Origin of the sequence: Pseudomonas syringae group sp. J254-4, assembly GCF_032586855.1 — a bacterium.
GTDB lineage: Bacteria > Pseudomonadota > Gammaproteobacteria > Pseudomonadales > Pseudomonadaceae > Aquipseudomonas > Aquipseudomonas amygdali.
Genome location: NZ_JAWHOO010000001.1, coordinates 107,466 through 133,490, shown reverse-complemented (window position 1 = coordinate 133,490; position 26,025 = coordinate 107,466). Strand labels below are relative to the sequence as shown.

The 26,025-nt window shown below is 58.8% G+C and carries 25 protein-coding genes and 1 pseudogene; 18 read left to right on the top strand and 8 right to left on the bottom strand.

The window, feature by feature from the left end; all coding sequences use genetic code 11:
• The first annotated feature begins 51 nt into the window (after positions 1 to 51).
• The gene (locus tag RYB09_RS00585) at positions 52 to 1,848 is read left to right on the top strand and encodes a methyl-accepting chemotaxis protein (RefSeq protein ID WP_316887115.1); all 1,797 of its coding nucleotides are present in this window, start codon (positions 52 to 54) and stop codon (positions 1,846 to 1,848) included.
• Positions 1,849 to 1,955: 107 nt separating this feature from the next.
• The gene (locus tag RYB09_RS00580; protein ID WP_029240937.1) at positions 1,956 to 2,267 is read left to right on the top strand and encodes a DUF6482 family protein; all 312 of its coding nucleotides are present in this window, start codon (positions 1,956 to 1,958) and stop codon (positions 2,265 to 2,267) included.
• Between the two features lie 8 nt (positions 2,268 to 2,275).
• On the opposite strand, the gene RYB09_RS00575 is transcribed toward RYB09_RS00580, so the two are convergent.
• The 3 genes from RYB09_RS00575 to RYB09_RS00565 form a co-directional block, all read right to left on the bottom strand.
• Positions 2,276 to 2,674, bottom strand: coding sequence for a RidA family protein (locus tag RYB09_RS00575; protein ID WP_058407567.1), 399 nt, complete (start codon positions 2,672 to 2,674; stop codon positions 2,276 to 2,278).
• 77 nt (positions 2,675 to 2,751) lie between these two features.
• A complete protein-coding gene (locus RYB09_RS00570) occupies positions 2,752 to 4,725 on the bottom strand; it encodes a DNA topoisomerase III (RefSeq protein ID WP_122281716.1) in 1,974 nt (657 codons plus the stop codon).
• 158 nt (positions 4,726 to 4,883) lie between these two features.
• Positions 4,884 to 5,711 carry an HDOD domain-containing protein gene (locus tag RYB09_RS00565; protein WP_316887114.1) on the bottom strand — a complete coding sequence of 276 codons (828 nt, stop codon included), beginning with the start codon at positions 5,709 to 5,711 and terminating at the stop codon, positions 4,884 to 4,886.
• A gap of 334 nt (positions 5,712 to 6,045) precedes the next feature.
• Between RYB09_RS00565 and RYB09_RS27095 the strand changes: the two are divergent.
• The 16 genes and pseudogenes from RYB09_RS27095 to RYB09_RS00490 form a co-directional block, all read left to right on the top strand.
• Positions 6,046 to 7,077, top strand: a pseudogene (locus tag RYB09_RS27095) (cache domain-containing protein); the annotation flags it as partial.
• Between the two features lie 93 nt (positions 7,078 to 7,170).
• A complete protein-coding gene (locus tag RYB09_RS27090; protein ID WP_371875234.1) occupies positions 7,171 to 7,935 on the top strand; it encodes a methyl-accepting chemotaxis protein in 765 nt (254 codons plus the stop codon).
• A 264-nt stretch (positions 7,936 to 8,199) separates the two neighbouring features.
• On the top strand, positions 8,200 to 9,033 hold the full coding sequence (gene phnC / locus RYB09_RS00555) for a phosphonate ABC transporter ATP-binding protein (protein ID WP_002553874.1): 834 nt from the start codon (positions 8,200 to 8,202) through the stop codon (positions 9,031 to 9,033).
• 38 nt (positions 9,034 to 9,071) lie between these two features.
• Complete coding sequence (phnD, locus tag RYB09_RS00550; RefSeq protein ID WP_316887113.1) at positions 9,072 to 10,082, top strand: phosphonate ABC transporter substrate-binding protein; 1,011 nt, start codon at positions 9,072 to 9,074, stop codon at positions 10,080 to 10,082.
• A 28-nt stretch (positions 10,083 to 10,110) separates the two neighbouring features.
• Positions 10,111 to 10,899, top strand: a complete 789-nt coding sequence (phnE, locus tag RYB09_RS00545; RefSeq protein WP_060707654.1) for a phosphonate ABC transporter, permease protein PhnE — start codon at positions 10,111 to 10,113, stop codon at positions 10,897 to 10,899.
• A gap of 36 nt (positions 10,900 to 10,935) precedes the next feature.
• Positions 10,936 to 11,670, top strand: coding sequence for a phosphonate metabolism transcriptional regulator PhnF (phnF, locus tag RYB09_RS00540; RefSeq protein WP_058400264.1), 735 nt, complete (start codon positions 10,936 to 10,938; stop codon positions 11,668 to 11,670).
• 14 nt (positions 11,671 to 11,684) lie between these two features.
• On the top strand, positions 11,685 to 12,149 hold the full coding sequence (gene phnG / locus RYB09_RS00535; RefSeq protein WP_004658080.1) for a phosphonate C-P lyase system protein PhnG: 465 nt from the start codon (positions 11,685 to 11,687) through the stop codon (positions 12,147 to 12,149).
• Positions 12,149 to 12,745 (top strand): phosphonate C-P lyase system protein PhnH, encoded by a 597-nt coding sequence (phnH, locus tag RYB09_RS00530; protein WP_316887112.1) that lies wholly within the window; start codon positions 12,149 to 12,151, stop codon positions 12,743 to 12,745. Before phnG ends, phnH begins: the two co-directional genes overlap by 1 nt.
• On the top strand, positions 12,745 to 13,824 hold the full coding sequence (locus tag RYB09_RS00525) for a carbon-phosphorus lyase complex subunit PhnI (protein ID WP_002553868.1): 1,080 nt from the start codon (positions 12,745 to 12,747) through the stop codon (positions 13,822 to 13,824). Before phnH ends, RYB09_RS00525 begins: the two co-directional genes overlap by 1 nt.
• Before the next feature lie 11 nt (positions 13,825 to 13,835).
• Positions 13,836 to 14,708 (top strand): alpha-D-ribose 1-methylphosphonate 5-phosphate C-P-lyase PhnJ, encoded by an 873-nt coding sequence (locus tag RYB09_RS00520; RefSeq protein ID WP_371875235.1) that lies wholly within the window; start codon positions 13,836 to 13,838, stop codon positions 14,706 to 14,708.
• Entirely contained in the window at positions 14,705 to 15,526 is an 822-nt protein-coding gene (phnK, locus tag RYB09_RS00515; RefSeq protein WP_054076594.1) for a phosphonate C-P lyase system protein PhnK, read from the top strand. Before RYB09_RS00520 ends, phnK begins: the two co-directional genes overlap by 4 nt.
• A gap of 47 nt (positions 15,527 to 15,573) precedes the next feature.
• On the top strand, positions 15,574 to 16,290 hold the full coding sequence (gene phnL / locus RYB09_RS00510; RefSeq protein WP_316887111.1) for a phosphonate C-P lyase system protein PhnL: 717 nt from the start codon (positions 15,574 to 15,576) through the stop codon (positions 16,288 to 16,290).
• Complete coding sequence (locus RYB09_RS00505; protein ID WP_316887110.1) at positions 16,284 to 17,429, top strand: alpha-D-ribose 1-methylphosphonate 5-triphosphate diphosphatase; 1,146 nt, start codon at positions 16,284 to 16,286, stop codon at positions 17,427 to 17,429. The genes phnL and RYB09_RS00505 overlap by 7 nt, the downstream gene beginning before the upstream one ends.
• Complete coding sequence (gene phnN, locus RYB09_RS00500; protein ID WP_122258624.1) at positions 17,429 to 17,995, top strand: phosphonate metabolism protein/1,5-bisphosphokinase (PRPP-forming) PhnN; 567 nt, start codon at positions 17,429 to 17,431, stop codon at positions 17,993 to 17,995. Before RYB09_RS00505 ends, phnN begins: the two co-directional genes overlap by 1 nt.
• Complete coding sequence (gene phnP / locus RYB09_RS00495) at positions 17,986 to 18,747, top strand: phosphonate metabolism protein PhnP (RefSeq protein WP_122281721.1); 762 nt, start codon at positions 17,986 to 17,988, stop codon at positions 18,745 to 18,747. Before phnN ends, phnP begins: the two co-directional genes overlap by 10 nt.
• A gap of 126 nt (positions 18,748 to 18,873) precedes the next feature.
• Entirely contained in the window at positions 18,874 to 21,237 is a 2,364-nt protein-coding gene (locus tag RYB09_RS00490; protein WP_316887109.1) for a glucose/quinate/shikimate family membrane-bound PQQ-dependent dehydrogenase, read from the top strand.
• Positions 21,238 to 21,316: 79 nt separating this feature from the next.
• On the opposite strand, the gene RYB09_RS00485 is transcribed toward RYB09_RS00490, so the two are convergent.
• The 5 genes from RYB09_RS00485 to RYB09_RS00465 all read right to left on the bottom strand — a co-directional run bounded on the left by RYB09_RS00485 (position 21,317) and on the right by RYB09_RS00465 (position 26,021).
• Positions 21,317 to 21,619 carry a contact-dependent growth inhibition system immunity protein gene (locus RYB09_RS00485; protein WP_219171740.1) on the bottom strand — a complete coding sequence of 101 codons (303 nt, stop codon included), beginning with the start codon at positions 21,617 to 21,619 and terminating at the stop codon, positions 21,317 to 21,319.
• 136 nt (positions 21,620 to 21,755) lie between these two features.
• Complete coding sequence (locus RYB09_RS00480) at positions 21,756 to 22,217, bottom strand: SMI1/KNR4 family protein (RefSeq protein ID WP_219171391.1); 462 nt, start codon at positions 22,215 to 22,217, stop codon at positions 21,756 to 21,758.
• Between the two features lie 101 nt (positions 22,218 to 22,318).
• Complete coding sequence (locus tag RYB09_RS00475) at positions 22,319 to 22,792, bottom strand: hypothetical protein (protein WP_058407555.1); 474 nt, start codon at positions 22,790 to 22,792, stop codon at positions 22,319 to 22,321.
• Positions 22,792 to 24,162: a DUF6861 domain-containing protein gene (locus RYB09_RS00470; protein ID WP_316887108.1), complete on the bottom strand. Its 1,371-nt coding sequence runs from the start codon at positions 24,160 to 24,162 to the stop codon at positions 22,792 to 22,794. The genes RYB09_RS00475 and RYB09_RS00470 overlap by 1 nt, the downstream gene beginning before the upstream one ends.
• Positions 24,163 to 24,497: 335 nt before the next feature.
• Entirely contained in the window at positions 24,498 to 26,021 is a 1,524-nt protein-coding gene (locus RYB09_RS00465) for an amidase (protein WP_316887107.1), read from the bottom strand.
• Positions 26,022 to 26,025 lie beyond the last annotated feature (4 nt).

The window sequence follows — 26,025 nt, the reverse complement described above, 5'->3', positions numbered from 1 at the left end:
ACAAGCGTTAATTTTCGTGGATGAATCACTTTCCACCCCAGGAGCAGCGACATGCAGACGTTAAAGGCCTTATACGAGTCAGTTGAAAAGCAGTTTTTCAACACGCTGACCAAGAAGCTATCAAGCCTTTTCCTGCTGGTCCTGGTCAGCGCCTTGCTGTATTGGGTGGCGCTGAACATTCGTTCCGACATCATGCTGCAATTGCGCGGCACGCAAACGGACCCTGCCGCGCTGGGCGTGATCCAGAGTCAGCTCGATCTGCTGAGCAACGCAATTCTGCTGAGCACCCTGTTCACGCTGGTCATGGTCAGCTTCATGGTGTGGTATTTCCGCCACCTGATCGTGCGTCCGGTGATGTCCATGACTCGCGCGCTCGAAGAGGTCGCCAGTGGCGAAGGTGATCTATCAAGGGATCTGCCGCTGCTCACACATGATGAAATTCGCGGGCTGGCCAGTACCTGCAATCTCTTTCTGGCCAAACAGCGCGAGATCATCAGTAGCATTCAGGGGCTGACTGTGCAGATCGCAGTCGAATCGGCACGCTCGCTGAAAAACATCAGTGATTCCAGCGACAGCGCGACCGATCAGGCGCGTTTCGCCAGAGAGGTGATGGACCAGAGCAATATGGCGGTGGGCAGCATTGAGGACGTCTCGCAGCAGACGCAGGGCATTTCCACGACCACTGCGCAGAACCTGAGCATGGCGCGCGACTCTTATGCCGAATTGCTGGAGGTGACTGGAAACATCAGCCAGATATCCAGCAGTCTCAATGAATTCGGTGGGCTGGTATCCGGCTTGAATGAGCGTTCTTCGAGCATCAAGTCGATTGTCGGGCTCATCCAGCAAATATCCTCGCAGACCAACCTGCTCGCGCTCAATGCCGCCATCGAAGCGGCGCGAGCCGGTGAAAGCGGTCGAGGGTTTGCTGTGGTGGCGGATGAGGTGCGCACCCTGGCGCAAAACGTCAGCAAAGCCACTGACGACATCTCGCGCAACATCGACGCGATGCTTCAGGAGGTCAGCTCCACACACGAACAGACCATCCAGATCAGCCACAGCGCCCGTGAAACCCAACTGGTGGTGGAGCGCGCATCCGGCCATTTCGAGAGCATGATCGGCGATTTCGAGTCGACCAACGACAAGCTCGCCGACATCGCTGCACACATTCAGCAGTTCGCCTCTACCAACACGGGGATCAATGAACGGGTAACGCGGATCTATTCCGATAGCCAGGCCATCGATCAGCGCATGCAGCACTCCGCAACGGCTACTCGGGATCTGTCCAGTGTGGCTGAGCAAGTGCAGGCGCTGCTGGGGCGTTTCGTGCTGGGGCATGGCGAGCTGGACGCCGCCATTACCCGCGCGAGTCAGTGCCGGGACATCCTGCAGGTGCGGTTGGCCGAGCTGCACAAACAAGGCGTCAATCTGTTCGATCAGAGCTACAAGCTGATTCCCGGCACCGACCCCAAGCAGTACATGACCGGTTACACAGAACGCTTCGCACAAGTCTGTCAGGAAGAGTGCGACAAGCTGACCAAGGGCACCCGGGGCGGCAAGGTCACCTTTATCGTGGATAACAAAGGTTACTGCCCGGTCAACAACAGCTGGGTGTCACTGAAACCGACCGGCGACCGTACCGTCGACTTGCCGGTGTGCCGCAACAAACGCATGTTCTCCGACCCGATAGGCTTGCGTGCAGCGGGCAACCAGCAACGTTTTCTGTTGCAGACCTACCTGCGTGATACCGGCGAGATCATGACCGAAATCGATGTGCCGTTCTTTTTCGAGGGGCGCCACTGGGGCAACTTGCGGATGGGCTTCGACGCAGCGCTGTTGCTGGGCAAGTGAAGGCAGCGTTATTGTTGCGCCGATAAGTCCTGCAACACGACTGAACGTTCGCGCCGGTAAAAGCTCCACTTCTACAAGGCGCTGATTTTCAGAACGCCACCGGAGGTGTGACTTTGAACATTCAAGATCTGACAAAACATGCGAAGGATAAAAAGGTTCGTGAACTCGATTTGATCTCCATCGAGGGCGGTTCCTATGTGCTCCATGCGCAACTGGACGGCAAGTCTGTACCGGTGGAAGACTCGACTGGCAAAACCTTGCATGTTGCCTCGGTGGAAGAGGCGCGCAAGGTGCTTTCCTCGGTATCTGATGTAAAGCTGTTCCTGACCCAGGCTGTGGCTCACGACGAAATGGTTGGTCTGGGCAGTGCCCAGGCGGAGTCATCGCGCCAGGAGATCCCGTTGCGCTCAAGCCACTGATCGCGATGTCAGGCGCTGCGCCTGACCGCGATGCACTTGATTTCCAGCAGCAGCCCGGGATGCGCCAGCTCGGCAACACCGATGCAGGTCCATGCACATTGGCCGCGCGGGAAGATACGGTTTTTCACGTCACGAAACACTGCCATGTGTTCGCTCATGGCTACGTGATAAGTCGTCATGTCGACTATGTCGTCGAACGTGCAGCCGCCCTCGGCAAGTACCGTGCGCAGGTTTTCCCAACAGGCGATGAACTGCGCTTCGGGGTTGAGGATGACTTCCATTTCCCGTGTGCGCCCCACCTGCCCGGCGCAGTAAAGGGTGTCGCCGACTCTGACTGCGGGTGCATAGCCTGCGCGGTCCATGATCGACTGCATGGTGGGCGGAACGATGAGCTCTCGGTCTGACATGTTGTAACACCTGTTTGTAACGCTTGAGTGTGTAACACCCGACGATGCAATTGCTGATCGGGTTGTATATGAGCCAGTCATCTGGCCGCCGGTTTGGCTGTACGTCGCGGTTTTTTCGTCGTAGTGCCCGTTGCAGCAGAGGGCGTAGCAGCGCTGCGCTTCGCGGTTTTGCGTTTTTTCTTCCAGGGCGGCGCAACGCCTGCCGGGCTGGCCGGGCCGCTGATGCTCATGCGCATGCCGACGCAACGGCTGACCTGTTTGCTCATCCACGCTGCCTGTTTGGCGACGAACTCTTCAAGGCTCATTTCGCCGCTTTGTACCATGTCCAGTGCCTGCTCCCAGATCGCTGTAGTGCCGGGGTCGGCGATGGCGCGGGGAACGGCGTCTATCAGGCTGAACGCTGCGGGCGCTGCGCAGAGTGCCTTGCCCAGTTTGGTCAGATAGCCACGATCCAGCAGGCCTTGAATGATCCCGGCGCGGGTGGCTTCGGTACCGATGCCGGTCGTGTCCTTGAGCTTTTGCTTGAGCAGTGGGTCTTCCACCAGTTTGGCGACGTTTTTCATCGCCTTGATCAGATCGCCTTCGGTGAACGGTTTGGGCGGTTGGGTCCAGAGGTCCTTGAGGATGACCTCAGCGACGGCGCACTCGCAGCCTTGAAACAATGCCGGCAACGGCTGCGGCGCAGGCGCTTCGCGACCCTTGGCCGGTGCCAGTGCCTCGGGCATGGCACGTTTCCAGCCTGGCTCGACAATTTGTTTGCCGACCGCCCGCAGCGCATGGCCTGCGCAGTCGAAGTCGGCCTGGGTACGGTCGTATTCGTGGTTGGGCAGGAACTGCGCCAGATAGCGCGCCCTGATCAGGGTGTACACCGCTCGCGGCTTGCCGGTCAGACGCTCGACGCCGCGCACGGCAGCAGTGGGAATGATGCCGTGGTGGGCTGTCACTTTGCCGTCATTCCAGGCCCGCGACCGGCGTTGCGGGTCAAGGTGCGGCGACAGGCTGGCCAGCGTCGCGTCTGCCTTGCACAGCGCTGCGATGATACCCGCGGCTTCGCCATGCTGACTGTTCGGCAGGTAACCGCAATCGCTGCGCGGGTACGTGATGACCTTGTGGGTTTCATACAGCGACTGAGCTATATCAAGGGTTTCCTGCGCCCCGAGCCCGAGCTTTTTCGAGCAGATTTCCTGCAGGGTGCCCAGATCGAAAGGCAGTGGGGCAACTTCGCGAATCCGCTCGGTGCGCAGCTTGACCAGCCGTGCGCTGGCCGCACTGCGCATCGCTTGGGCAGCCTGTTGCGCCAGCGGTTGATTCAGGCAGCGGTCCTGATCGTCGCAGGCGTCGGACGGTGCGCGCCATTGGGCGATAAAAGCCTGGTTGTCGTGCAACAGCCTGACGTCGATGGCCCAGTAGGGTGCCGGTACGAAGTTGGCGATGCTGCGATCACGGTCCACCACCAGCCGCAGGGTCGGGGTTTGTACTCGTCCGACTGGCAATACGCCCTGATAACCCGACTGGCGACCCAGCAGGGTGAACAGGCGGCTCATGTTCATGCCGATCAGCCAGTCGGCACGGGATCGACCCAGCGCCGAGTGATACAGGCTGAACGTATCGGCACCGGGTTTGAGCGCTGCCAGCGCCTTGCGGATGGAGGCGTCATCGAGTGCCGACAGCCACAAACGCTGAATCGGCCCGCGATAGCGACAGTGTTCGACCAGCTCGCGGGCGATCATCTCGCCTTCGCGGTCGGCGTCAGTGGCAATCACCAGCTCTTGAGCTTCGCCCAGCAATCGCTTGACTGCCTTGAACTGGCTGGCAGTTCTCGGCTTGACGAGCATCTTCCACTTTTCCGGAATGATGGGCAGGTCTTCCAGCACCCAGCGTTTGTAACGCGCATCGTAGGCGTCGGGCGGGGCGGTTTCCAGCAAGTGGCCGATGCACCAGGTTACGGTGGCATTGGCACCCACCCAGCAGCCGTCGCCACGCCGGGTCGCGCCGAGCGCAGCCGCAATGTCTTTGGCCTGGGAGGGTTTTTCGCAAAGAAACAGCCGCATGACTACCGTCGTCGATTACCGGTGCAAGGGCTGCAAGGATGAACGTTGAATACGCTACGGGCAAGTTTTATCTGTATGGATATACAGATAAATGAGGAGGACCATGGGGTGAAGCACTCACGCCATGGCCGCTCTTGCAGCCGTGGAGAGTGGCCGGCTTAGCTCAACAGGTCGGAGAACGCCTTGTCGGCTTCAAGCACCGCTGGCAGCCCGGCAAACAGTGCGTCCAGATCGACTCCTTCCATCAATGGCCCGCCGCAGGCCAGCTGCGCTTGCGCAGTTGCGCCGCCGTGGGCTTCCAGTGCATCGGAGATGGTGATGGCCTGAGCGACGATCTTTGGCAGCGGTGCGTCGGCCGGAGCCTTCAGCGGTGTGGCCTGATAGGCGATAGCCTGTTTGATCAGCTCTGGCAGATGCCAGCGACTGGCCAGTTCTGCGCCTACTTCCGGGTAGCTGAAACCCAGTTGCAGGGTTTCGTTGGCTGCACGCCCCGGCGTACCGGCCTTGGCTGCGTTGTTCAGGCGCTCTGCAACGTCGGGCGCGCCGGTCTGGATCAGCAGTTCGCCGATGTTATGCATGACCCCGCAGGTAAAGGCGATTTCAGGGTCGACGCCCGTTTGTTTCGCCAGCATTCGGCAGATCCCTGCAACCTGAAAGCTTTTGAGCCAGAACCCTTTGAGGTCAAAACTCGGCCCGGCTTTGAACGCGCCGGTCACTGCCGAGGCCATTACCAGGGTGCGCAGGGTGTTGAAACCCAGGCGCATGGCCGCGTCTTCGATACTGGAAGATTCTCGCGAGCCGCGAAACCGCGCCGAGTTGGCAAGGCGCAGCACCTTGGCAGCAATCACTGGGTCTTTCTCGATGTTTCGGGCAATGCTTTCCAGGTTCGAGGAAGGGTTGTCAAATTGCAGAATCAGGTCCTGAGCCACTTTGGGAATGCTCGGGAGACTGTGCAAATCGTCAAAAAGTTTTTCGATACTCAGCATGGCAAGACCATCCTCTGCACGGCGGGGATGAGTTCACCATAGCCAGTTTTTCCGGCTCTGCACGTTTCACCGTCGATTGTGGGAGACAGGTCTCAGCATGCTTGGAAAAAAATAATCAAGGACTCGTCCATCTCGGCCGATATGGCGATACAAGCGTCTCTGTAAGGTTTCGGTGCTCGAACCTGCCTGATGATCGACACCGCAGGCGTTTGTGTATCGACTCCGGTTGCTGAAGGGCCTGTAGGTTGTAACGTGAAATAGACGGCACTGTTGTGAAGTTTGATTGGCGATTCAGAGATCGTCCTTATTGGTTTTTTGCCGTGGAAGTAACCGTATGAAAAGTCTGGGTTTCAGCAAAAAAATTCTTCTCGCCGCCGCATTGATTGTGGTCGTGGCGTTCAGTGTGTTCATTGTCATCAATGACTATCGACAACGTCAGTCGCTCAAATCCAGCGTCAGGTCCGAGCTGCAACAACTGGGTACGCTCACCACGCAGAACATCCAGACCTGGCTGGAAAGCCGCATGCAATTGCTGCAATCGATGTCGCAGCAAATCGCCGCGGATGGCAAGGAGCTGCCACAGTTGCAGCGCGCCATCGGCCTGCCTGCCTACAGCGAAAGTTTTCAGTTGAGCTACTTTGGCAGCACCGATGGCGTGATGTTCTCGGTGCCGTCGGCCAATCGCCCTGCTGACTACGATCCGCGTGCGCGTGGCTGGTACAAGGCGGCACAGAATGCGCCCGGCACCATTGTGACCGAACCCTACATAGCGGCATCTTCCGGCAAGCTGGTCATGACCATGGCCACACCGGTCAAGTTTCAGAATCAGTTCGTGGGTGTGGCCGGTGCTGATATCGCTCTGGACAACGTCACCAAGATCATCAACTCGCTGAACTTTGATGGCCATGGTTACGCGTTTCTGGTCAGTGCCGACGGCAAGATTCTGGTGCATCCGGACAGCAAGCTGGTGCTCAAGAACATCAATGAAGCGTACCCGGTCAATACGCCGAAAATTGCCACTGGTGTAACGGAAATCGACTCCGGTAAAAAGCCGGAGATCATTTCCTTCACGCCCGTTCAAGGTGTCTCGACGGCCAACTGGTACGTGGCGCTGGTACTGGAGCAGGATTCCGCCTACGCCATGTTGACCGAGTTCCGTACCTCGGCCATCACCGCGATGGTGGTTGTGGTGATGGTGATCATCCTGCTGCTGGGCTTGTTGATCCGGGTGCTGATGCAACCCTTGCATCAGATGGGCCGAGCGATGCGTGATATTGCCGATGGCGAGGGCGATCTGACCAAGCGTCTGGCCATCACATCGCAAGACGAATTCGGCGCACTGGCTGAGTCCTTCAACCATTTTGTCGAACGTATCCATACCTCGATCCGCGAAGTGGCCTCGACTGCCGCGCGATTGGGCGAGGTTGCCACACAAGTGGTCAAGGTCTCCAACGCGTCGATGGACAACTCCGACCAGCAGGCCAACCGCACTGAAAGCGTGGCAGCGGCGATCAACGAATTGGGTGCCGCCGCCCAGGAAATCGCCCAGAATGCGGCACGCACCTCGCAACAGTCCAGCGATGCCAGCGGCCTGGCCAGCGACGGCCAAGGTGTGGTGCAGCAGACCATCAAGGCCATGAACGAGTTGTCCGGCAAGATCAGCGAGTCGTGCGTGAACATCGAAAGCCTGAATGGCAAGACCGCCAACATCGGGCAGATTCTCGAAGTGATCACCAGCATTTCCCAGCAGACCAACCTGCTGGCGCTCAACGCGGCCATCGAAGCGGCGCGTGCCGGTGAAGCAGGCCGCGGGTTTGCCGTGGTGGCTGACGAGGTGCGTAACCTTGCGCACCGCACCCAGGATTCGGCGCAACAAGTGCAGAAGATGATTGAAGAGCTGCAGGTCGGCGCTCGTGAGGCAGTGGTCAACATGACTGAAAGCCAGCGTCAGAGCGAGGACAGCGTAGGCATCGCCAACCTCGCCGGCGAACGCCTGAGCAGCGTGACCCGACGCATCGAAGAGATCAACGGCATGAACCAGTCGGTGGCCGCTGCAACGGAAGAGCAGACCTCGGTGGTGGAGTCGATCAATGTCGACATCACCCATATCAACACCCTCAACCAGCTGGGCGTCGACAACCTGCGTCAGACCCTGGACGCCTGCAACTCGCTGGAAGAGCAGGCGGCCCGCTTGCAGCAACTGGTCGGCAGCTTCCGGATCTGATCCGGCAGCTGTCCACTATGATGATGATCGTTACCACGCGGAGCATTGTTACGATAGTCATCTCATAGGTGCGTGTATAACTCGAGCGCGTAGGCAAGCCGTACGTCTGCGCGCTCTGCTTCAAAGATCTGAGCTGCAACACCTTCTGCGACAAACTGTTATCAGCTCTTCACTCACGGTTCATGAGGCTGCAACAACACAGGTCCAGTTTGGTTGACAACCGAATACGACCTGTCCCGGGTCGTGCGCAGACCGAGAAGCCTCATGAACGATGCCATTCATGTACAAGGCCTGAACAAGACCTTCTCGCACAAAAGTGCGTTGGTTGACCTTGCGTTGTCTATACAACCCGGTGAAATGGTTGCGCTGATTGGCGCTTCCGGCTCTGGCAAGTCAACCTTGCTGCGCCATCTAGCCGGTCTGGCGTGCTGTGATCGCAGCAATGGTGGTCAGGTCCAGGTGCTGGGTCGCGAGGTTCAGTCGTCCGGTCGTCTCAACAGCCAGGTGCGACGCCTGCGCGCCGATATCGGCTACATCTTCCAGCAATTCAATCTGGTCAATCGCCTCAGTGTGCTGGACAACGTCCTGCTTGGTTGCCTGGGCCGCATGCCGCGCTGGCGCGGCAGTCTGGCGCTGTTCAATCGCGAGGAAAAACAGCGTGCGATGGCCGCGCTGGACAGGGTAGGGCTGGCAGATCTTGCCGCTCAGCGGGCTTCGACCCTGTCTGGGGGCCAGCAGCAACGAGTGGCGATTGCTCGCGCCTTGACCCAGCGCGCCGAAGTGATCCTGGCCGACGAACCGATTGCCTCGCTGGACCCCGAATCGGCCCGCAGGGTCATGGAAATTCTTGCCGACATCAATCGCAGCGACGGCAAGACCGTCGTCGTCACCCTGCATCAGGTGGATTACGCGGTGCGCTATTGCCCGCGTGCCGTGGCCCTCAAGGGCGGGCGGATACATTTTGATGGCCTGGCGCAGGATCTCAGCAAACAGTTCCTCAATGACCTCTACGGTGCAGACGCGGACGCGAGCCTGATGATCACCGAACGAAGCCGTCGCGTTCGGCAGAAACCACGTCTGGAACTGGCCAAAGTCTGAAGCTTTTCAACATCACCCCATTTATCAGGAGAGCCTGCATGTTCAAGCGTATCGGTCGTCTTCTCGCCTCTGCCGCCTTGCTGACCGCCTGCGCGTTGGGCACCGTCCAGGCCGCAGAAGAAAAAGCCATCAATTTCGGCATCATGTCCACCGAGTCTTCGCAAAACCTGAAAAGTATCTGGCAGCCGTTCCTCGATGACATGAGCCGCAAGACCGGTCTCAAGGTCAATGCCACCTTCGCTTCGGACTACGCCGGCCTTATTCAGGGCATGCGCTTCAACAAGGTGGACGTGGCCTGGCTGGGCAACAAGGCGGCGATGGAAGCGGTGGACCGCTCCAACGGCGAGATCTTTGCCCAGACCTCCGCCGCCAACGGTGACGCGGGTTACTGGAGCCTGCTGATCGTGCGCAAGGACAGCCCGATCAATAGCGTCGAAGACATGCTCAAGAATGCCAAGAGCCTGACCTTCGGCAACGGCGACCCGAACTCCACCTCGGGCTATCTGGTGCCAGGTTATTACGTGTTTGCGAAAAACCACGTCGATGCGTCCACTGCCTTCAAGCGCACCTTGAACTCCAGTCATGAAGTCAACGCCCTGAGTGTTGCCAAGGGGCAGCTGGACGTTGCGACCTTCAATACCGAAAGCTGGGATCGCCTGGCTGTGACCCAACCCGACAAGGTCGAGCAACTCAAGGTGATCTGGAAATCGCCGCTGATCCCGGCCGACCCGATTGTCTGGAGCAAGGCGCTGTCGGACAAGGACAAGGCAAAGATTCTTGAGTTCTTCACCAGTTATGGCAATACCGATGAAGAGAAAACCGTCCTGAAGAACATGCAGATGGGCAAGTTTCTCAAGTCCAGCGATGACCAATTGCTGCCCATCCGCCAGCTCGAACTGTTCAAGCAGCGCACCGAAGTGGCTGCCAGCACCACGCTGGACGCCCAGGAGAAAACTGCCCGTCTCAAGGATATCGATGCCAGCCTGAGCAAGTTGCAGGAGCGTATCACTGAGCTGAACCAGAAAACCGCAGGCAGCTCCGCAGGTTGAGCCAGCCGTTCACGATCAGGAGTTCGTCATGACCACTCACGTTGCCTACGCCCAGGTTGCAGGCAAAGCCAACTGGTCCCGTTATCTGGGCTGGGGCCTGTTGCTCGCTGCACTGGCCTGGGCCTGGCAGGGCGCAGAAATGAACCCGATGGCACTGGTTCGCGACTCGTCGAACATGGCCACATTCGCCGCCGATTTCTTCCCTCCGGACTTCCGTGAGTGGCGCAGTTACCTCAAGGAAATGCTGGTGACTATCCAGATCGCCCTGTGGGGTACGGCGCTGGCGATTGTCTGCTCGATACCGTTGGGCATCCTGTGCGCCGAGAACATCACGCCGTGGTGGATTCATCTGCCGCTGCGGCGCTGCATGGACGCTTTTCGTTCGATCAACGAGATGGTGTTCGCGATGCTGTTTGTGGTCGCCGTCGGGCTGGGGCCGTTCGCCGGGGTGCTGGCACTGTGGATCAGCACCACCGGGGTCCTCGCCAAACTGTTCGCCGAAGCTGTCGAAGCCATAGAGCCCGGACCGGTCGAAGGGGTGCGCGCCACCGGTGCCAGCGCCTTGCAGGAAGTCATCTACGGGGTCATTCCGCAGGTCATGCCGCTGTGGATCTCCTATGCTCTATACCGGTTCGAATCCAATGTGCGCTCGGCAACCGTGGTCGGGATGGTCGGCGCAGGGGGCATCGGGGTTATCCTCTGGGAAAACATTCGCGCCTTTGCGTTCGTCCAGACCAGCGCCGTGCTGCTGGTGATCATCGTTGTGGTAAGCGTCATCGACATCATGTCGCAGCGCCTGCGCAAGCAATTCATCTGACAGAAGAGGGGTGTTCAATGAACACTTTTTTTAATCATGCAGTTGTCTAGACAAGCTGAGCCGATGTACCTCGAACTGGCTGAAACCCTGCGCGATGAGCTGGTTTCGTATCGGCCCGGCGATTATCTGCCTGCCGAGTTTCAGTTGGCCGAACGCTTCTGCGTCAACCGCCATACGATCCGCCGAGCGGTCGATGAACTGGTCCGTGAGGGCAGTGTGCTGCGACGCCAGGGCAAGGGCACGCAAGTGCTGGAACGTCCGTTGATCTACCCGATGCAGGCCGACAGCGCCTACAGCCAGTCGCTGTCGGCACAAGGCATCGGCGTGGAAGCGATTCTGCTGTTGCGCCGCGAATGCCTCGCCAGTCACGAAGATGCGCTGCATCTGGGGCTGGCCGAGCATGCGCCGCTGATCGAAATGCAGACGTTGCGCAAGCTGGATGGCCAGCCTGTAAGCCTGATCTGCCACCGCTACAGCGCCCGCTACAGCGATGTGCTGGCTGAGTATCAGGGTGGTTCGGTTCGCCAGTATCTGGCTGAGCGCGAGTTGCCGCTGAGCCGTGCGCAGAGCCTGATCGGAGCCCGCCTGCCGTCCCGTGAAGAGGCCGGGCTGCTGCTGATGCCCCGGCACATGCCGGCGCTGACGGTGTTGACGGTTTCGTGTGACCGATCGGGGCAGCCGGTGGAGCTTTCTCGCTCGGTCAGCCGCTGCGACCGCTTCCAGTATCAGGTGGCGTTCAATCAGATCGCCGTTACCCCAACGACTGACTGACATCGAGGTGTTCCATGCAAGCAACCCCTGAAACGGCCGCACGGCAGCACTGGATGGGCGTACTGGCGCGCGCCCTTGTCGATGAGCCGAGCCGCGAACAATTACAGCGTCACGAAGCGGCGTTGCGTGACACCGATTACCAGATGATCCGCGCCCCGGAAATCGGCATGACCCTGGTGCGTGGCCGCATGGGCGGCACCGGTTCGGCGTTCAACCTTGGCGAGATGAGCGTTACCCGCTGCGTGGTCCGTCTGGCCGATGGCCGCACGGGTTACAGCTATCTGGCCGGACGCGACAAGCGCCATGCCGAACTGGCGGCTCTGGCCGACGCCCATTTGCAAGGCGCGCAACAGGCCTGGTGGCTGTCCGAGCTGATCGAGCCACTGGCACGTGCGCAAGCCGAGCGTCGGGCACGCAAGGACGCCGAAGCCGCTGCAACCAAAGTGGAATTCTTTACCCTGGTCCGAGGAGAAGACTGATGAATGCCGTCCTTCTGCAACCTGCCTTCACCGATCCGGTGCTGGATGCCCAGCGCAGTTTTCGCGTAGCGCTCAAGGCCTTGTCCGGTCCGGGTGTGATTCAGACCCTGCCCACCAGGCATCAGCCGCCTGCCTTGCAGGGCCTGGACAGCGCAACTCATGCCTTGTGCCTGGCGCTGCTGGACCTGGACACTCCGCTCTGGCTCGCCCCTGCATTTGATACCCCGGCGATTCGCGCGAACATTGCCTTTCATTGCGGCAGCCCGATTGTCACTGACCGGAGTGCTGCCCGCTTCGCGTTGCTTGATGCGTCGACTGTCGGTGAACTGCGAGGTTTTGATACCGGCAACGACCGTTACCCTGATCAGTCCTGCACCTTGCTGATTCAGCTGCCAGGCCTGCAAGGCGGACCGGCCCTTGCCTGGAGCGGTCCCGGCATCGAGCAGCAAAATTCTGTGGCCTTGCCGCTGGACGAGGCGTTCTGGACCGAGCGTGAAGCATGTAATGTCTTCCCCTGCGGGCTGGACGTGTTCTTTGTGTCGGGCAACCAGATGCTCGGCTTGCCACGCAGCACCCGCGTGCAGGAGTGTGCCTGATGTACGTCGCCGTGAAAGGTGGCGAACAGGCCATCGATAACGCCCACCGCCTGCTGGCCAACAAGCGCCGTGGCGATACAAGCATTGCCGAGCTCGATGTCGAGCAGATCCGCCAGCAGTTGCCATTGGCGGTTGCGCGAGTCATGAGCGAGGGTTCGCTGTACGACCCGCAGCTGGCCGCACTGGCGATCAAGCAATCGGCGGGGGATTTGATCGAAGCGATCTTTCTGCTGCGCGCGTACCGCACGACGCTCACGCGTTTTTGCGCCAGCGTGCCCATCGACACCTCGAACATGCAGCTCAACCGGCGTTTGTCCGCCACGTTCAAGGACGTGCCCGGCGGGCAATTGCTGGGCCCGACATTTGACTACACCCACCGCTTGCTGGATTTCACCTTGCTGGCCGAAGGCGAGCACCCTGGCCCGGACGTGGCACCGGACGCAACGCTGCAACCCTGTCCGCGAGTGCTGGGGTTGCTGGCCAAAGAAGGGTTGATCAAACCTGAAGTGGACGATGGCGAGAGCGTTGCGGACATCACTCGCGAGCCGTTGGAGTATCCGTCCAGTCGTGCCCAGCGTTTGCAGGCGCTGGCCCGTGGCGACGAGGGTTTCCTGCTGGCGCTGGGTTATTCGACCCAGCGCGGTTACGGTCGCAACCATCCGTTCGCCGGAGAAATCCGCATCGGCGAAGTAGAGGTCTGGATAGAGCCTGAAGAACTGGGTTTTCCGATTGTGATCGGCGACATCGAAGTGACTGAATGCGAGATGGTCAACCAGTTCGTCGGCTCGGCCAGCGAACCTGCGCAGTTCACCCGTGGCTACGGTCTGGCATTCGGCAACGCAGAGCGAAAGGCAATGGGCATGGCACTGGTGGACCGCTCGTTGCGCGCCGGGGAATTCAACGAAGAAGTCCGCTCGCCGGCCCAGCAGGAGGAATTCGTGCTGGCGCATTGCGACAACGTCGAGGCGGCCGGTTTTGTCTCGCACCTCAAGCTGCCGCATTACGTGGACTTCCAGTCCGAGCTGGAGTTGATCCGCAAGCTGCGCAAGTCCGCACCGCAACCGGAGAGCGACCAATGACTAATGCACCCATGAACACCGCAGAGCAAAGGCCCGCACGGGATGACGCCTACAACTTCGCGTATCTGGACGAGCAGACCAAACGCATGATTCGCCGTGCCTTGCTCAAGGCGGTGGCGATTCCCGGTTATCAGGTGCCGTTCGGCGGGCGCGAGATGCCGCTGCCTTATGGCTGGGGCACCGGCGGGATGCAACTGACCGCTGCAATCCTGGGGGCCGATGACGTGCTTAAGGTCATCGATCAGGGCGCTGACGACACCACCAATGCCGTCTCGATTCGGCGCTTTTTTGCCCGTACGGCAGGCATCGCCACCACTGAGCGCACCCCCGAGGCGACTGTCATCCAGACCCGTCACCGCATTCCGGAAACACCGTTGCACGCCGATCAGATCATGGTCTATCAGGTGCCGATTCCCGAGCCGCTGCGTTTCATCGAGCCTTCGGAAACCGAGACCCGCACCATGCACGCGCTGGATGATTACGGCGTCATGCACGTCAAGCTCTACGAAGACATCGCTACCTTCGGCCACATCGCGACCAGTTACGCCTACCCGGTGATGGTCGATGAGCGCTACGTGATGGACCCGTCGCCGATTCCCAAATTCGACAACCCCAAGCTGCACATGAGCCCTGCGCTGATGCTGTTTGGTGCTGGACGGGAAAAGCGTCTGTACGCCGTGCCGCCGTTTACCCAGGTGGTAAGTCTGGATTTTGAAGATCACCCGTTTGAAGTACAGCGCTGGGAGCAGTGCTGCGCAATCTGCGGCAGCCATGAGTCCTTTCTCGACGAGCTGATTCTTGACGACGCCGGGACGCAGAGCTTTGTCTGCTCCGACACTGATTACTGCGCCCAACGCGTCAAACAGCAGGAGAACGCCCGATGATCAGTGCTCTCTCATTGAACCCGGCGGGCGACCGCCAGCCCGAACCTGCGCAACCACTGCTCAAGGTGCGCGGCCTGACCCGTTTGTACGGGGTACAGAAGGGCTGTCAGGACGTCAGTTTTGACCTTTATCCCGGCGAAGTGCTGGGCATCGTCGGCGAGTCCGGCTCGGGTAAATCTACGCTGCTGTCGCTGTTGAGCGGACGTTGCCCGCCGGATCGCGGCAACATCGATTATCGAAGCAAGGATGGCAACTGGTTTGATTTGTACAGTTCCAGTGAGGCGCAACGTCGCACCTTGTTACGTACAGAGTGGGGCTTTGTCGAGCAGAACCCGCGTGATGGCCTGCGCATGGGCGTCTCTGCCGGAGCCAATATCGGCGAGCGTCTGATGGCCCAGGGCGTGCGCAATTATCAGCAATTGCGCAGTGCGGCGGTGGACTGGCTGAGCCAGGTCGAGATCGACCCGCTGCGCATTGATGATCTGCCGCGCACGTTTTCCGGCGGCATGCAGCAACGCCTGCAGATCGCCCGCAACCTGGTGTCCAGTCCCAGATTGGTGTTCATGGACGAACCCACCGGTGGGCTGGATGTGTCGGTGCAGGCGCGGTTGCTCGATCTGTTGCGTGGCCTGGTTCGGGAGCTGGACCTGGCGGTGGTCATCGTCACTCACGACCTGGCGGTCGCGCGGTTGCTGGCTGACCGGCTGATGGTCATGCGTCGCTCGGAAGTGGTCGAGAGCGGCCTGACCGATCAGATTCTCGATGACCCGCAGCATCCGTATTCACAACTGCTGGTGTCCTCGGTATTGCAGCCATGAACCAGACAACCCGATCAGACACCGTTCACAGACAAGAGGTGAATCCGATGACGACGTTGATCGAGGTCCGCGATCTGTCGAAAACCTTCACCCTGCATCAGCACAATGGCGTGGTCCTCAACGTGCTGCGCGGGCTCAATTTTTCGGTGCGCGCTGGCGAATGCCTGGTTCTCAGCGGGCAGTCCGGCGCGGGCAAAAGCACATTGTTGCGCACTTTGTACGGCAACTACCTGCCTGCCGCTGGCAGCATCCGCGTACAGCACGAAGGCGAGTGGACCGAACTGGTCGGGGCAACCCCGCGCCAGGTGCTTGAGGTGCGGCGCAAAACGCTCGGCTATGTCAGCCAGTTCTTGCGCGTCATTCCGCGTGTCTCCAGCCTGGATGTAGTGATGGAGCCGGCACTCGCACGCGGATGGTCGCGCGAACAGGCTCAGGAGCGCGCGCAACTGCTGCTGAACCGGCTGAATATTCCCCAGCGCCTTTGGCCACTGGCTCCCAGCACCTTTTCCGGTGGTGAACAGCAGCGTATCAACATCGCCCGGGCATTCATGGTGCCGTGGCCGGTTTTATTGCTCGACGAACCGACGGCTTCGCTGGACGACGCCAACCGTCAGGTGGTGCTGGAGCTGGTCGACGAGGCCAAACAGGCCGGTGCCGCACTGATCGGTATTTTTCATGACCGCGACGCCCGCGATGCAGTCGCCAATCGTCAACTCGACATGAGCCCGGTGGACCTCACCGCCAAGGAGTTGCTGCAATGCTGAACGAACAGATCTTCAGTAACGCCCATGTGGTGACTGCCGAGCAGGTGTTCGCCGGCACAGTTGTGGTCCGTGACGGCCTGATTGCCGAGGTTCAGAGCGGGCGTAGCCAACTGAGCCAGGCTCAGGACATGCAGGGTGATTATCTGCTGCCTGGGCTGGTGGAATTGCACACCGACAACCTGGAGAAGCACCTGTCACCGCGGCCGGGTGTCGACTGGCCGTCGATGTCAGCGGTAATCAGCCATGATGCGCAAATCGTCGCGGCCGGTATTACCACGGTGTTCGATGCGCTGTCGATTGGCGACATCAACCCCAAGGGCAAGCGCATGCAGCAACTGCCCGCGATGCTTCAGGCGATTGCCGACGCCAACGCAGCGGGCCTGACCCGCGCCGAGCACCTGTTGCACCTGCGTTGCGAGGTCAGTCATCCGGATACCCTGAGCGTGTTTCGTGACCTGGTGGACCAGCCGCTGGTGCAACTGGTTTCGGTGATGGACCACGCGCCTGGCCAGCGTCAGTTTGCCCTGGAGTCCAAGTACCGCGAGTACTACATGGGCAAGTACCACATGAATCATGAGGAAATGGATCGCTTCATCGTCGAACAGGTCGCCAACTCCACCGAGTACGCCGACCGCTACCGGCGCGCGATTGTCGAGCTGTGCCTGGCGCGTGGCCTGTCGATTGCGAGCCACGACGACGCAACCATGGCGCATGTCGAGGAATCAGCAGGTTTCGGCATGAACATTGCCGAATTCCCTACCACTCTCGAAGCGGCCCGCGGCTGTCGGCAACTGGGCATGAGCGTGCTGATGGGCGCACCGAACATCGTGCGCGGTGGCTCGCACTCCGGTAACGTGGCGGCAGCATCGCTGGCCCGACACGGGCTGCTGGACATTCTGTCCAGCGATTACTACCCGGCCAGCCTGTTGCAGGCCGCGTTCATGCTGGCCGAACAGGACAACGACTGCGAGCTGCCGCACGCGATCAATATGGTCAGCCGCACGCCCGCTGTTGCGGCAGGGCTGGCGGATCGTGGCGAGATTCGCATCGGTCTGCGCGCTGATCTGATCCAGGCGCGCAATCATGCAGGCCTGCCGGTGATCGACAAGGTCTGGCGACAAGGCAAGAGGGTGTTTTGATGGTTGGCAGGTTGATCTATCTCATCGGGCCGTCCGGTTCAGGCAAGGACAGCCTGCTGGATGCAGCCCGTGAAACGCTGGCACAACGCAACTGCCGGGTTGTACGGCGGGTGATCACCCGTTCTGCCGAAGCGGTGGGTGAGGCGGCACAGGCGGTGACGGTCGAACAGTTCGAGCAGATGCGCGAGCGTGGCGCGTTTGCCTTGAGCTGGCAGGCGAATGGCTTGCACTACGGCATCCCCATCGAGATCGATCAGTGGCTGCTGGAGGGGCACGACGTGTTGATCAACGGCTCCCGGGCGCATCTGCAGAAGGCGCAAATACGTTACCCGACGCTGCTGGCGGTGCTGCTGACCGTCAACCAGGACGTGCTGCGCCAACGGCTGTTGGCGCGCAACAGGGAAACCCTTGCGGAAATCGAGGAGCGCCTAGCGCGCAACTCGCGCTTTGCCGGGGATTTACTGGCGAACAATCCGCAGGTCTTCCCGCTGGATAATTCGGGCGATCTGCAACAGACCGTCGCCACGCTTATCGGCTTGATGGAGCGACGTGACGCATGCGCCTGACCCTGCTGGGCACCGGTGATGCACGACAGGTGCCGGTCTACGGTTGCCAGTGCCCGGGCTGCTCGGCGGCGCGGGCGAATCAGGACCTGCGGCGCTTGCCGTGCAGTGCGCTGATTGAATGCGCCGATCAGCGCTGGTTGATCGACAGCGGCCTGACCGACCTTACCGACCGTTTCCCGCCGCGCAGCCTGAGTGGCATCCTGCAGACGCATTACCATGCCGACCATGCCCAGGGTCTGTTGCATCTGCGCTGGGGGCAGGGGCTGGTGATTCCGGTCCACGGCCCGGCGGATCCGGAAGGCCTGGCCGACCTCTACAAGCACCCCGGCATTCTCGATTTCAGCCAGCCGTTTGCAGCCTTCGAAACCAGAGCCTTGGGCGCACTGCAGGTCACGGCGCTGCCGCTGACCCACTCCAAGCCCACGTTCGGCTACATGTTCGAAGGCGACGGGCAACGTTTTGCCTACCTGACCGACACCGTCGGCTTGCCTGATGACACCCGCGAGTATCTGCAACGTGCACCGCTGAATCTGCTGGTGCTCGACTGCTCGATGCCTCCACAGCTTCAGCCGCCACGTAATCACAATGACCTGACCCTGGCGCTGCAAACCGTCGACCAGTTGCGACCGGGCAAGGCGGTATTGACGCACATCGGCCACACGCTGGATGCGTGGTTGATGGGGCAGCCGCAAGGACTGCCAGGGGATGTACTGATCGGTCGGGACGGTATGTCGCTACAGGCGTGCGCATAAACGCAAAAACTGTGCGCTGATCGCCCGCAAACGCCTGTTCCAGACGCTTGGCAGGCTGCGACAATTTGTCATTATGAACCGTTTGGTACATTCTGTTCGGCTGTAAAAATCCGACAGGTTTGAAAAATGACAAACAAGCAAGACACAGGAACTGGCGGCAGGTTGCTGCTGCTCGGGCTGGGAGTACTGATCGCCCTGATCGGGCTCGGTCTGGCAGGTGGCGGCGGCTACCTGGTGACATTGGGCGGCAGCTGGTTCTTCCTGCTGATGGGGCTGGCGATGCTGGTCAGTGGTGCGCTGATCGCCGTGCGCAAACCCAAAGGTGCCGTGTTGTATGGCATCGCCCTGATACTGACCGCCGTCTGGGCTATCTGGGATGCAGGCCTGCACTATTGGCCGCTGGTTTCCCGCCTATTGACCTTTGCCGTGATCGGCCTGGTGATTGCGCTGATCTACCCGACACTGGTTCGCGCTTCGGGTGCTCAGGCAGGCCGCGGTGCCTATGGTCTGGCCGGCATGCTGGCTATCGGTGTTGTGGCGACCATCGGTTACATGTTCGTTCCGAGCCATGTGGTCAGCGCCAGCAGCGTGCCGGCTATTGTCCCGGTGGCACCGGGTGCCGAGCAGAAGGACTGGGCACACTGGGGCAACACCCCGGCAGGTAACCGGTTCGCGGCTCTGGATCAGATCAACAAGAGCAACGTCGACCAGCTTCAGGTTGCCTGGACCTTCCACACCGGCGACATTCCGCAGAGCACAGGTGCCGGCGCAGAAGACCAGAACACCCCGCTGCAGGTCGGCGATACGGTCTACACCTGCACCGCCTACGGCAAAGTGTTCGCACTGGATGCTGACACCGGCACCCAGCGCTGGAAGTTCGACCCGCAGGGCAGTGCGCCCAACTGGCAGCGCTGCCGCGGCCTGGGTTACTTCGCCGCACCCGCAGCCGACGTACCTGCCCAGCCAGCCGCCGCATGCGCCACACGCGTGTTTCTGCCGACTGGCGACGCTCGCCTGATCGCACTCGACGCCAGGACCGGCGAGACCTGCAAGGACTTTGGTAATCAAGGCGTAGTCGATCTGAAAACCGACATGGGCGAAGTCAAGGAAGGCTACTACCAGCAGACCTCGACACCGCTGGTGGCGGGCAATGTGGTTGTGGTGGGCGGTCGGGTTGCCGACAACTTCTCCACCGGCGAACCTCCAGGCGTAGTGCGTGCTTTCGACGTACACAGCGGCGAGCTGGTCTGGGCATGGGATCCGGGTAACCCGAATACCAACAAGCGTCCGCCAGCAGGCGAAACCTACACGCGTGGCACGCCGAACGTCTGGTCGGCCATGTCCTACGATGACAAGCTCGGCCTGATCTACCTGCCGACCGGTAACGCCACACCCGATTTCTTCGGCGGGACGCGTACCGAGCAGGACGACAAATGGTCTTCGTCAGTCGTTGCGGTGGACGTAAAGACCGGTCAGGTGCGCTGGAACTTCCAGATGACCCACCACGATCTGTGGGACTTCGACATTCCGGCGCAACCGTTGCTGTATGACATCCCGGACGGCAAGGGCGGTACGCAGCCAGCATTGGCGCAAGTCACCAAGCAGGGCGAGATTTTCCTGCTCAACCGCGAAACCGGCGTGCCGATCTCGCGTGTCGAAGAACGCCCTGTGCCGCAGGGTAATGTGCCGGGCGAGCGCTATTCGCCGACCCAGCCGTTCTCGGTGGACATGCCGTCGATTGGCAACCAGACCCTCAAAGAGTCCGACATGTGGGGTGCCACGGCGTTCGACCAGTTGATGTGCCGCATCGCTTTCAAAGGCATGCGTCACGAGGGTGTCTACACGCCGCCAGGCCTGGACCCTGCGTTGCAGTTCCCCGGCTCGCTGGGCGGCATGAACTGGGGCAGTGTCTCGGTCGACCCGACCAACAACTATATGTTCGTCAATGACATGCGTCTGGGCCTGGCCAACTACATGATCCCGCGCGACAAGATCGCCGCCGGTGCCAGCGGTATCGAAATGGGCGTCGTGCCGCAGACCGGCACACCGTTCGGTGCCATGCGCCAGCGCTTCCTGTCTGCCGTCGGCATTCCGTGCCAGGCACCGCCGTTCGGCACCATGTCGGCGATTGACTTGAAAACCAAAAAACTGATGTGGCAGGTTCCGGTCGGTACCGTGAAAGACACAGGCCCGATGGGCATCCGCATGGGCCTGCCGATTCCGATCGGCATGCCGACGCTGGGCGCTTCGTTGTCCACACAGTCGGGCCTGCTGTTCTTCGCCGGTACTCAGGATTTCTACCTGCGCGCCTTCGACAGCGGCAACGGCAACGAAATCTGGAAGGCCCGTCTGCCCGTAGGCAGCCAGTCCGGCCCGATGACCTACGTGTCGCCCAAAACCGGCAAGCAGTACATCCTGCTCACCGCCGGCGGCGCCCGCCAATCGCCGGATCGTGGCGATTACGTGATTGCCTACGCGTTGCCCAAGTAACGTGCTTCAACGTTGAGGGGCAGATTTTGCCCCTCGATTTGTTATGTCACACGCTCAATGTCTCGCGGACAGATGGATGCTATTGTTGGCTTTTGAAGTAAATGGCCATTTTGGATAGCCAATCCGAATAATGAGTGTGTTCACTGCTGGGCTCGAAATAGCACCCCAATGTGGTTGTCATTATTTCGCTGTAGTCTGTTTCCGTCATGGGCTGGCTTAACAGATGCTCAATTTCTTTTACGCTATCTCGCAAACAGCTCAAGGGTTCACATTTTACGATCTCTTCAAACACATGATTGCTGTCCAAGAACTCTTCCGTCCAGTCCTGATGAAAATAGCAGCCTAGTAATCGGCTCAAGTTGGCGTATTGTTCTTTTTTCATCATGATGTCCGGCTTTTTATTATTGGGAGCTGGCTTCAATCTTTGATTATTGTTGATGTCTGGTGCGAATCTATCTAATAGGGGGCGGAGCGGCCTTGTTGGTAGAGTGTTGTTAGGCCGCAGTTTGGCTATATGTCTAGGCGTTGGCTATTATTCTTTTGGCAAGATACTCATAAAAATTTTCTGCATAGTGGATCGCTGTTCCTGAAGGTATTCGCAAGAAGATTTGACATTCATTATCTTTGTAGATGTCATAGTTGAAGAAGAAAACTTCGCCCAAGTCCGTTTTGCTGATGACTACTTTTTCTGGAGTTGTCGACTTGTTTTTGAGTCCGTTAATATGTTGGAAGACAATATCTCCACCATTTATGTCATCGAAGTCCATGCCGTAGATGCTGTAAATTTCCTCGGTGCCTACTTCTCCTCCCGCATAATTTCGTAAAAACCATTTGTAGGAGTCAGGCAATGGGTGACCTAAACGCTGTTCTGCCTTAATAATCCACTCGTCGGCCACCGCGTCGGCAGGTGTTCCGAATGCTGCTACATCCTCATTTGTCTTCATAAGGTTTCCAAGATCAAATGCTGTCAAATTAGTCATTTCATTACTCGTGAGTATTCGCGCAGTTAAATCTAGTTCCACCTCCTGTATCTGCTCCTGAAAATTCAAATAGTTCAGTATTTGCTAGAGGCTTTCCACGCTCATCTGTTGACTTTGGTTACGTTTGAGTAATCGCCGAACTCGGGGATTTTTTCGTAATTGTCTTTAGGCTCGAAATGCGATTTGGCTTCCTCAAGCTTATGTGGGTTTAGCTGCTCCCGACGAATCAAAAGCTCGCCGCTTTCTTTGAAGATGTAGCTGGTTCCAACTGAGATTTTCCCAGCGTCATCAAATTCACGATGGGTTGCCATCGTGAGGAAAAGCGTTTCTGAATCCAGGCATTGAAACTGATAGGTAAGGTATTCGCGCTGATGGTCATCCAGAAATCCAACGCCCACCATGTTCTTGTCTAAAATCATTTCTACGAAACAAGCTGGTTTAGAGTCTGAGCCTATCAACGCTGTATAAGGCTTTTTAGCCAAATGCAAAGCGTTGGAGGTAGCCTCGTCAATAGGGTCGATTGCACGATGCTTGAGGCGGAACCAGGACTTGCAATAAAAAATAGAAGGACTCATCAATACACCTTTCCGTTGATATCTCTTATTAAAACTCCTGCTTTGTCTGCAGAGTCTAAAATAGTTTGGGGTATTATACCTGTTTGAGGTGGAACTTCCAGTATCAAAGCGCCCTGTAATTTTTGTCCTGCCAAAGAGCCACTGAATGGAACATTCGCTATAGTAGAGCCGCTCGGGTACTTTGATATTACTTCATTTATATAGCTTTTGGCGGTGGATTCAGATATTTTTGAAAATTGAGTTAATTTACGTGATATGATTTCTCCAGTTGTTGGGTTGTATGAATCTAGTCGGTAATAGCCATTGCCGTCAGGCCTCTGTATGTAGACCTCATTGTAGGGGTAATTTTTTGATTGAACTCTATTAAACTCGTTACCTGCATCGAGTCGCTGCAGCCACTCTGGTTTTGATGAGGTATTTGCCACGTCGTTGGATTCTTTTTTTGCATCTGGCCGATTAGATGGCGAGGGTGTAGTTGGCGGCTCTTGGGTGTCCATTACTCCCCGGAACGGTGAAGGCTCACTCCTCTGCAACTCAGGATGAGCCAGCAATCTCTGCTCATTTCGAGCCAACCAACCCGCAATTTGCTTATTGGTCATGTCTGCTTGAAGCTTCGCGCTTCTTGCGGCGATGCCGTCCAGACTGCCTACGATCCCAGCCTTGACCTGACCTCGTGTGATGTAGGTAACGATGGCAGTCAGTAGGAGCATGACTAATTGCTCCTGACCTCTGGCAAGTTGCCGCGCGGCGGCATCTATACGCTCATCAATCAGCCACGCGGAGGCTCCTGTGGGATCAAGCCCTGGCGGTTTGACACCTTCCTCTGCATTCCAGGCAGTCACAATACCTTCATAGAGAGTTGCAAGACAGGCAGGGAGCCCTTGATAAAAGTACTCGGCAATGGCTGAAAGCCCCATGCCCAGCAGAATTAGGTTGCCGACCTGTAAGCCTATGCCGCTGCCTGCTATGGCCCCTGGTACAGCGCCCGCCCCGAATGCTAGCGATCCAGCCGCACCACCAACAAGAGTTCCTACGGCTACGCTGCCGCCCATGATCATGGCGACCTCTTTTACCAGTTGCAGCAAGACGGGAAGGATTTCCGTAATGTCTATGGAAGCCCACTTGCGCATCAGATTCAGCTGGATGATTGGGTAAGACTTGGACATCGCCAGCTTCACCGACTCAATGCGGTTTCCGCCGATACTGCCAAAGGCCAGTGTGGCCTCGTTACTGACTCGTCGAGTGAAACCGTTCCAACCATCCAAAGCGCTTTCCCAGCCTTGATCGAAAGACTGATTCAGATGGTTGAATTTGTTATCGAGGGTTCGCTCGATGTCTTCCCATTTGGGGACGTTGGCTAAAAGATCCATTTATTCATCTCTGTCCTTGAAAAGAGTAAATTCCGATTCTCGATCCTTGAGTCATCGGACTACAGCCTGCGCTAAAGGTAACCTTTGCCTGATCGTCTGGCATGCCAATTCGATCTCAGATACTGCCATTTTTCTCATTTGTGCGACGATCGCAATGATGTCAATGAGATAGCAGTTGGGTGTTCACGACTGTGATAGCTAGGTGACGCATTGAATTCCCGGCGCTTTTCCTCACCGCTGTGGTTTGAAAGTTTTTTTGGTTGATCGCTAAAAAGTGAAGTGCGGCACGTTTTTTGAACGCCTGGTATTGGTCTTGCTCCTTCACACATCCCCAACTACATCGCACCAATCTCCGGCTTGCCCGTTCTCGACCCGCCGTAAACCGGTGGATGCGTGACGATATGCGTCAGGTCGACCGCCGAGGCCAGCAGTTTCTGCAGGTCGGGACGCGGACGTGACAGGCGTGGATCATTCAGTGTTGCCTGCTCGAGCGCCGCTGCGCAGGCGAGCAGTTTTGCGTCGCCGCGGAACCCGCCGATCATCTGTAGCCCGAACGGCATGCCGTTGTGGTCGGTGCCGCAGGGCAGGGACAGTGCCGGGTTGGTGGTCAGGGTGATGGTGTAGCACAGCGCCAGCCAGCGATAGTAATTGTCCAGTGGCACACCGTTGACTTCGCGCAGGTACAGTTCGCTCCACGGGAAGGGCGAGACTGGCGTGGTCGGCGCGAGGATCAGGTCGTAGTGTTCGAATTGCTTCTGGAAACCGCGGAAGAGCCGGCTCTGCTCGCCATGTGCCTTTACGCAGTCCTGCAGCGACATGGCGGCACCCATCTCAAAGTTGGCGCGGGTGTTGGGTCCCAGCGCATCGGGGTCGCGGTCATGGGCGTCCTGCAACCCGGCAACGAAGGCTTCGGCACGCAGCACATCGAAGGTGCGATGGGCGCTGCCCAGGTTCAGGTCGATGGCTTCGCAGGATTTGAAGAGCGGCTTCAGTGCGTTGATTTTTTCCCGGAAGACGGCACGGATTGTGTCATCGACTGCGCACGCGCCGAAGTCTTCGCTATAGCCGACCCGCAGTTGGCTGAGGTCGACGGTGCGTGTTGCAAACGCGTCATCGGCAATGGCATAACTCAACGGATCGGACTGCCCCAGCCCGGCGCTGGCGCGCAGTTGCAACAGCGTGTCGGCGACATTGCGACCCATCGGGCCAACAACGGAAATCGGCGTCCAGCCGAGTTTTTTGCGTTCGCTCGGTACCAAGCCGGGTGAAGGTCGCAGGCCGACGATGCCGCACAGTGCTGCGGGAATGCGCAACGAACCACCGGTATCTGAACCGCTGCACAGCGGCACCATGTCTACAGCCAATGCGGCGGCTGAACCGCCCGAGGAACCGCCTGCGTTGAGTTCCGGATTGAACGGGTTGCCGGTCGCGCCCCAGACGACGTTGCGGGTGTTGGCTCCGGCACCGAGCTCCGGGACATTGGTCTTGCCGACGACGATTGCCCCGGCAGCACGCAGGCGCGCGACGAACAGGTTGTCCTGCGCTGGAATGTTGTCGCGGAACAGTTGTGAGCCGTAAGTGGTGAGTACTCCGGCGGTTTCTTCCAGGTCCTTGATGCCGATTGGCAGACCATGCAGCAGCCCCAGCGGTTTGCCTTGCAGGACTGCATGTTCGGCCAGCAGTGCTTCGTCGCGGGCGCGCTTGAAACAGGTGGCGGCGAACGCATTGATTTTCGGATTGAGGGTTTCAATCCGCTCGATGCAGGCGTCGAGCAATTCCACTGGCGAGATCTGTTTGTTGCCGATCAGCGCACGCAGTTCGGTGGCGGATTTGCCGAGCAGCCCGGATGGGTTTTGCATGGAG

What these genes read in the sequence shown, in the direction of transcription:
- RYB09_RS00565 (WP_316887114.1), bottom strand. Translation starts at nt 5,711, where the DNA reads ATGCTGAGTATCGAAAAACTTTTTGACGATTTGCACAGTCTCCCGAGC.
- phnN (WP_122258624.1), top strand. Translation starts at nt 17,429, where the DNA reads ATGGTTGGCAGGTTGATCTATCTCATCGGGCCGTCCGGTTCAGGCAAG.
- phnL (WP_316887111.1), top strand. Translation starts at nt 15,574, where the DNA reads ATGACGACGTTGATCGAGGTCCGCGATCTGTCGAAAACCTTCACCCTG.
- RYB09_RS00490 (WP_316887109.1), top strand. Translation starts at nt 18,874, where the DNA reads ATGACAAACAAGCAAGACACAGGAACTGGCGGCAGGTTGCTGCTGCTC.
- phnP (WP_122281721.1), top strand. Translation starts at nt 17,986, where the DNA reads ATGCGCCTGACCCTGCTGGGCACCGGTGATGCACGACAGGTGCCGGTC.
- RYB09_RS00485 (WP_219171740.1), bottom strand. Translation starts at nt 21,619, where the DNA reads ATGAAAAAAGAACAATACGCCAACTTGAGCCGATTACTAGGCTGCTAT.
- RYB09_RS00470 (WP_316887108.1), bottom strand. Translation starts at nt 24,162, where the DNA reads ATGGATCTTTTAGCCAACGTCCCCAAATGGGAAGACATCGAGCGAACC.
- phnF (WP_058400264.1), top strand. Translation starts at nt 10,936, where the DNA reads ATGCAGTTGTCTAGACAAGCTGAGCCGATGTACCTCGAACTGGCTGAA.
- RYB09_RS00520 (WP_371875235.1), top strand. Translation starts at nt 13,836, where the DNA reads ATGAACACCGCAGAGCAAAGGCCCGCACGGGATGACGCCTACAACTTC.
- phnH (WP_316887112.1), top strand. Translation starts at nt 12,149, where the DNA reads ATGAATGCCGTCCTTCTGCAACCTGCCTTCACCGATCCGGTGCTGGAT.
- phnC (WP_002553874.1), top strand. Translation starts at nt 8,200, where the DNA reads ATGAACGATGCCATTCATGTACAAGGCCTGAACAAGACCTTCTCGCAC.
- RYB09_RS00475 (WP_058407555.1), bottom strand. Translation starts at nt 22,792, where the DNA reads ATGAGTCCTTCTATTTTTTATTGCAAGTCCTGGTTCCGCCTCAAGCAT.
- phnD (WP_316887113.1), top strand. Translation starts at nt 9,072, where the DNA reads ATGTTCAAGCGTATCGGTCGTCTTCTCGCCTCTGCCGCCTTGCTGACC.
- phnK (WP_054076594.1), top strand. Translation starts at nt 14,705, where the DNA reads ATGATCAGTGCTCTCTCATTGAACCCGGCGGGCGACCGCCAGCCCGAA.
- RYB09_RS00480 (WP_219171391.1), bottom strand. Translation starts at nt 22,217, where the DNA reads ATGACTAATTTGACAGCATTTGATCTTGGAAACCTTATGAAGACAAAT.
- RYB09_RS00575 (WP_058407567.1), bottom strand. Translation starts at nt 2,674, where the DNA reads ATGTCAGACCGAGAGCTCATCGTTCCGCCCACCATGCAGTCGATCATG.
- RYB09_RS00570 (WP_122281716.1), bottom strand. Translation starts at nt 4,725, where the DNA reads ATGCGGCTGTTTCTTTGCGAAAAACCCTCCCAGGCCAAAGACATTGCG.
- phnG (WP_004658080.1), top strand. Translation starts at nt 11,685, where the DNA reads ATGCAAGCAACCCCTGAAACGGCCGCACGGCAGCACTGGATGGGCGTA.
- RYB09_RS00525 (WP_002553868.1), top strand. Translation starts at nt 12,745, where the DNA reads ATGTACGTCGCCGTGAAAGGTGGCGAACAGGCCATCGATAACGCCCAC.
- RYB09_RS27090 (WP_371875234.1), top strand. Translation starts at nt 7,171, where the DNA reads ATGGACAACTCCGACCAGCAGGCCAACCGCACTGAAAGCGTGGCAGCG.
- RYB09_RS00465 (WP_316887107.1), bottom strand. Translation starts at nt 26,021, where the DNA reads ATGCAAAACCCATCCGGGCTGCTCGGCAAATCCGCCACCGAACTGCGT.
- RYB09_RS00585 (WP_316887115.1), top strand. Translation starts at nt 52, where the DNA reads ATGCAGACGTTAAAGGCCTTATACGAGTCAGTTGAAAAGCAGTTTTTC.
- phnE (WP_060707654.1), top strand. Translation starts at nt 10,111, where the DNA reads ATGACCACTCACGTTGCCTACGCCCAGGTTGCAGGCAAAGCCAACTGG.
- RYB09_RS00505 (WP_316887110.1), top strand. Translation starts at nt 16,284, where the DNA reads ATGCTGAACGAACAGATCTTCAGTAACGCCCATGTGGTGACTGCCGAG.